The organism is Actinomadura sp. KC216, from assembly GCF_004348535.1.
Taxonomy (GTDB): Bacteria; Actinomycetota; Actinomycetes; order Streptosporangiales; family Streptosporangiaceae; genus Spirillospora.
On the sequence record NZ_SMJX01000450.1, the window covers coordinates 1 to 5,186 of the forward strand.

At 72.2% G+C, this 5,186-nt stretch carries 5 protein-coding genes and 1 pseudogene; 2 read left to right on the top strand and 4 right to left on the bottom strand.

Going from position 1 to position 5,186, the window contains the following annotated elements; genetic code table 11:
* On the top strand, positions 1 to 889 hold an 889-nt coding region (locus tag E1264_RS39710; protein WP_132182261.1), incomplete at its 5' end, for an RNA polymerase subunit sigma-70.
* A gap of 64 nt (positions 890 to 953) precedes the next feature.
* On the opposite strand, the gene E1264_RS39715 is transcribed toward E1264_RS39710, so the two are convergent.
* Both E1264_RS39715 and E1264_RS39720 read right to left on the bottom strand, forming a co-directional pair.
* Positions 954 to 1,562 (bottom strand): class I SAM-dependent methyltransferase, encoded by a 609-nt coding sequence (locus E1264_RS39715; protein ID WP_132182263.1) that lies wholly within the window; start codon positions 1,560 to 1,562, stop codon positions 954 to 956.
* A gap of 21 nt (positions 1,563 to 1,583) precedes the next feature.
* The gene (locus tag E1264_RS39720; protein WP_132182265.1) at positions 1,584 to 3,005 is read right to left on the bottom strand and encodes an AAA family ATPase; all 1,422 of its coding nucleotides are present in this window, start codon (positions 3,003 to 3,005) and stop codon (positions 1,584 to 1,586) included.
* Positions 3,006 to 3,154: 149 nt separating this feature from the next.
* On the opposite strand from E1264_RS39720, the gene E1264_RS39725 reads away from it, so the two are divergent.
* A complete protein-coding gene (locus E1264_RS39725; RefSeq protein WP_132182266.1) occupies positions 3,155 to 4,075 on the top strand; it encodes a 3-oxoacyl-ACP reductase in 921 nt (306 codons plus the stop codon).
* A 4-nt stretch (positions 4,076 to 4,079) separates the two neighbouring features.
* On the opposite strand, the gene E1264_RS39730 is transcribed toward E1264_RS39725, so the two are convergent.
* Together E1264_RS39730 and E1264_RS39735 are read right to left on the bottom strand one after the other, a co-directional pair.
* Positions 4,080 to 4,856, bottom strand: a complete 777-nt coding sequence (locus E1264_RS39730; protein ID WP_132182268.1) for an SDR family oxidoreductase — start codon at positions 4,854 to 4,856, stop codon at positions 4,080 to 4,082.
* Positions 4,856 to 5,186: pseudogene (locus E1264_RS39735) on the bottom strand (TetR/AcrR family transcriptional regulator); the annotation flags it as partial. The gene E1264_RS39730 and the pseudogene E1264_RS39735, both read right to left, overlap by 1 nt.

The following is a 5,186-nucleotide window of genomic DNA, read 5'->3' on the forward strand; positions in this document are numbered from 1 at the left end:
CTGCTACCGGATGCTCGGGTCGTTCGAGGACGCCGAGGACACCGTCCAGGAGACATTCCTGCGCGCCTGGCGGCGGCGGGAGACGTTCGAGGGGCGGTCGACGTTCCGGGCCTGGCTGTACCGGATCGCGACCAACGCCTGCCTGGACCTGCTCGCCAAGCGCCGCCCGGAGCCCGCGACCGGCGGCGAGGTGCGGTGGCTGCAGCCCTACCCGGACCGGCTGCTCGACGAGCTGCCCGCGGGCCACGCGGACGAGCCGGAGTCCGTCGCCGTCGCGCGGGAGACGATCGAGCTGGCGTACCTGGTCGCGGTCCAGCACCTCGCGCCGCGCCCGCGGGCCGTGCTGATCCTGCGGGACGTGCTCGGCTGGCCGGCCAAGGACGTCGCGGACCTCCTCGGGGACTCCGTCAACTCCGTGAACAGCGCGCTGCAGCGGGCCCGCGCCGGGATGCGGGAGCACCTGCCCGCCGAGCGGCAGGACTGGACCGGCGGCGAGGCGGACGCCGGGACGCGCGAGGTGGTGCGCCGCTACGCCGAAGCCGGCGTCGCCACGGACGTCGACCGGCTCGCCGCACTGCTGCGCGACGACGTCCGGTGCTCGATGCCCCCCACGCCGGGCCTGTTCGTCGGCCGCGACGCGGTGGTGAACGACTGGGTCGAGAGCGGTTTCGAGGGCATGACGGGCCTGCGCGCCGTCCTCACCTCCGTGAACCGGCAGCCCGCCGTCGCCTTCTATGAATGGCGGGACTGCGTAGGCGCCTACCTGCCGCTGACGATCGACGTCCTGCGCGTCTCCGGCGGGGCGATCACCGAGATCGTCACCTTCTACGACGACCGGTTCCCGCGGCTCGGGCTGCCGGAACGCCTGCCGGGTGACGGCACCGAGTAGTCCGGTGTGGACCGCTACGCGGTGGCACGCGTGTCACCGCGGTCGCCGCGGCATGGACAGCGGGCTAGTGAGCGGGCTTGTTCCAGGTCAGCGAGTACCGGCGGAGCAGGTGGCGGCGGTAGCGCATGCCGGGAAGGAGCCGCCGCGCCGCGTCCCGTACCTGCCCGTAGCTCATCCTCGAGTCCGCGACCGGCATCCCGTCGGGCCCGTGCGCGCGGCGCAGCACCTTCGTGATCCGTACAGCGGGGGCGGCGGCGATCGTCGCGGCCCAGTCGGCCGGGGACGCTTCGCGGGCCAGGCCGACCACCACGAGCGTCCCGCCGGGACGCAGCATCCCGCGCATGCGGGTCAGCGCCGCCTCGAAGTCCATGTGATGGATCGCCGACACCGAGCAGATGAAGTCGTACCGCGCCGCGGGCAGGTCGGCGGTGAGGAAGTCGCCCTCGACGAAGGTGAGCCCCGGCGTCCCGGCGCCCTGTTCCCGAGCGCGGGCGACCATTTCCGGGGAACTGTCGATGCCGGTGACACGCTCGGCCCGGCCGAGGAGCTTCCGGGCGAGCAGGCCGTCTCCGCACCCGACGTCCAGCGCGTCACCGCACCCGTCGGGAACGGCACGAAGAATCCCCGCGTGCCGGGCGACATTGGTATTCCAGTACGGCTCCGCCTCAGCCACCGGATCATCCTAGAGCCCTTCTCAGGGACGCCAGGCGGCGATGACGTCGTGCGGCGTCCAGGCGAGGTCTATCGGGTCGGTGGCCTCGATTCCGGAAAGGGAGACGACGGCGAGCCCGGTCGTCGCGGGATCGAGGCCGGGGACGTGGGACGCGGAACGGCGGAGGTCGGCGAGGTCGTGGGCGTCGAACGGGGTGTTGTGCCATTTGATCGAACCGGCGAAGTGGATGCGGTTCGCGACGGGGGCCCGGTCGGCGCCCACGAGGTCGATTTCCGGGTTGAACCGGCGGTTCCACCAGCCGCCGACCGTCTCGACGCCCGGCCAGGGCAGTTCCGCGAGTTCCAGGGCCTGGCGGATGAGGGGTTCCACGGCGCGGCCGCGCCATGACGGCCAGCGGCGCTGGATGATGCGGAAGCCCGCTTCGGGACGTCCCCGGCGCGCTTGCTCGTGGGCCGAGCGGAGGGCTTTCAGGTAGAGGCGCAGGTTGCTGTCGGAGATCCGGTAGAGGGCGGGCTTTCCCGGTTTCGTGGAGAGGGGTTCTTCGACGGAGAGGATGTTCTTCTCGGTGGTCAGGCGGCGCAGGAGCGGTGAGAGGGTGCCGGAGGGGAGGGCTCCTTCCCGGTTTCCGGCCGTCGCGGCGATGTTCGCGTGGGTCCGGTCACCGGCTCCTATGGCCTCCAGGACGCGGCGGGAGATGTCGGGGTTGGGGAATTCGGCCAGCAGCGACGCCTCCGGGACGTTGAACAGCGCGGCGGCCGGATCGGCGCACTCGGATTCCATGAATTCGAGGGCGGGGGTTCCGTGCGGCCAGGTGCGGATGATGCCGGGCAGGCCGCCGGAAACGAGGTGGGCGTCGATGGCGTCCGGCGCGTCCAGCCCGAGGGCCTCTCCGGTGTCGGCCGGGTTCAGCGGGCCGAGTATCAGGTTGTCGGCGCGTCCGTAGAACGGGCGGTCGTAGGCGGTGAGCCGCTCCATCATGTGGAGGTCGCTGCCGAGGAGCAGAAGCAGGACGGGTTTGGAGGCGAGGAGCCGGTCCCATGCCGCTTGCAGGGTGCCGTCGAAAAGGGGGTCCTGCTCGGCCAGCCACGGCATTTCGTCCAGGACGACGATCGACGGCCTGCTGGGAAGGGTGGAGGCGAGAACGCGGAACGCGTCGGGCCAGCTGCCGTTGTCCAGGCGCGGGACGAGTTCGGCGTCGTCCGGCAGCGCCGATTCCTTGAGGTCGCGCAGGAACGCGGACACGGCCTCGATGGGTGAGGCGCCCTTGGTGGCGGTGGAGAAGACGTAGGGCACGGCGGACCGGTCGCAGAATTCCTGGACGAGCCGCGACTTGCCGACCTGGCGGCGTCCGCGCAGCGCGACGGCCGTCCCCGCGCCCGTGGCGGCGACCCGGTCGAGCCGCTTGGAGAGGAGCTCCAGCTCGGTTTTCCTGCCGATGAACATCCTTGCCCCGAACTATGTAGATCCGATCTACATAGATTGAGTCTACCTAGCGAGAGCGGGTGCCGCTCAGCGGGATGGAGCGGCCGGGCGAACTAGAACGCGTACTAGTCTCCGTCGGGCCGTCCCCCGACGCCGACCCGGAGGCTTCGATGAACGCTGATCTGTCCCTGGCGGGCCGCACCGCCGTCGTCACCGGCGCGGGCGCCGGGCTGGGCCGGGCCGAGGCGCTCGCGCTGGCCGCGAACGGGGCGAACGTCGTGGTCAACGACATGGGACCGGCCGCGGACGACGTCGTCGCGGAGATCACCAAGGCGGGCGGGCAGGCCGTCGCCGTGACCGGGGACATCGGCGACTGGTCGACGGGCGACGCGCTGGTGTCCGCCGCCGTCGACGCGTTCGGGTCGCTGGACGTCGTCGTCAACAACGCGGGCGTGCTGCGCGACAAGATGCTGTTCAACCTGTCGGAGTCCGACTGGGACGACGTCGTCCGCGTCCATCTGAAGGGGCATGCGGCCGTGTCGCGGGCCGCGGCTGCGTACTGGCGCGGCGCGAGCAAGGCGGCCGGTGGGCCGGTGTACGGACGGCTGGTCAACACGGCGTCGGAGGCGTTCCTGTTCGGTCCGGCGGGGCAGCCGAACTACGCGGCGGCGAAGGCGGGGATCGTGGCGCTGACGCTGTCGGCGTCCGCCGGGCTGGCCCGGTACGGGGTCCGCGCCAACGCGATCTGCCCCCGCGCCCGGACCGCGATGACCGGGGCGACGTTCGGGGAGGGCACCGCGCCCGGCGGCCTGGACGTGATGGCGCCGGAGCGGGTCGGGACGTTCGTGAGCTATCTGGCCTCGCCCGCGTCCGAGAAGATCAGCGGGCAGGTGTTCGTCGTCTACGGCGACATGGTCGCGCTCATGGCGGCGCCGACCGTCGAGCAGAAGTTCACGGCAGCGGACGGCGTCTTCTCGGTGGAGGAGTTCGGCGAGCGGGTCACGCCCTATTTCGAGGGACGCGACCCGCACCGGACGTACGCCGCCTACAGCGTCGCCGCACTCGACGACACGGGCACGGCCCAGGGGTGAGCCCTCAGAAGGTCTCCGGGCCGCGGAGGGTCGGTTCGGCGCCGCCGTCCATGTAGATGATCTGGCCCGTCATGTGGGAGTTCGCCGGGGAGATCAGCCAGCGGAGGGCCTCGGCGATCACCAGGGCGCCGGCGTGGCCGTTCAGCGGCATCGGAACCGCGTCGTTCATGGCCTTGAGCATGCGCTCGTCCTCGAAGAGCGGCGCGCTCATCGGTGTCCGGACGACGCCCGGCGCGATCGCGTTCAGCGGGATGCCCGCGCCCGCCCAGCCGGGGGTGACGCATGAGCGGCGGAGCCATTGGGCCAGCGCCGACTTGGAGGACGGGTACAGCGTGTGGCCCGCGCCCGCCGCGACGGCCCTGGCGGCCGCTTCGAGGGCGGCGGGTTCGTCGCCGTCCAGGCAGGCGCGGACGACGGCGCCGTCCACGGGGTGCGTCCCGGAGATCGAGCCGACGGCGGCGGCGCGGGGCCGCCCGGCGCGGGACAGGGCGGGGCGGAGACCGTCCAGGAGGGCGGTCGCGCCGAAGAAGTTGACCTTGACGGTCAGGTCGGTGAAATCCGAGACGCCCGCGCAGGCGACCACGGCGTCCAACGTCCCGCCGGAGAGGGCCAGGACCTCCGTCACCGCCTGGGCGCGCCCCGGCGGGGTGCCCAGGTCGGCGCAGACTTCGGCGTCCTTCAGGTCGACGCCGACGACCCTGTCGCCCTGGTCGCGCAGCAGCCCGGCCAGCGACGCGCCGATGCCGGACGCGGAGCCGCTCACGGCGACGGTGCGGGCCATCAGCCGCGCCGCCCCGGGGCGTTGGAGCGGGGCGCGAGGATGAGCTTGCAGGCCAGGCGGATGTCGCTTTCGACGTCGGCCATGGACGCGCGCCCGTTCAGGCTCGACTGCAGCACCCCGTACCAGCACTGCATCAGCAGCCGGACGAGCGTCACGTCGTGCACGGTCGGGTCCTCGATGCCGACGGTCCGCAGCAGGATCTCGCGGAAGGTGTTGTCGATGTGGACGGTGTCGGCGACCGTCGCGACATGGGCGGTGTTGGACGCCTGCAGCATCGACGCCGACAGGACCGGCTGCGCCATCAGGTAGCGGCTGGCCTGCACCAGCAGG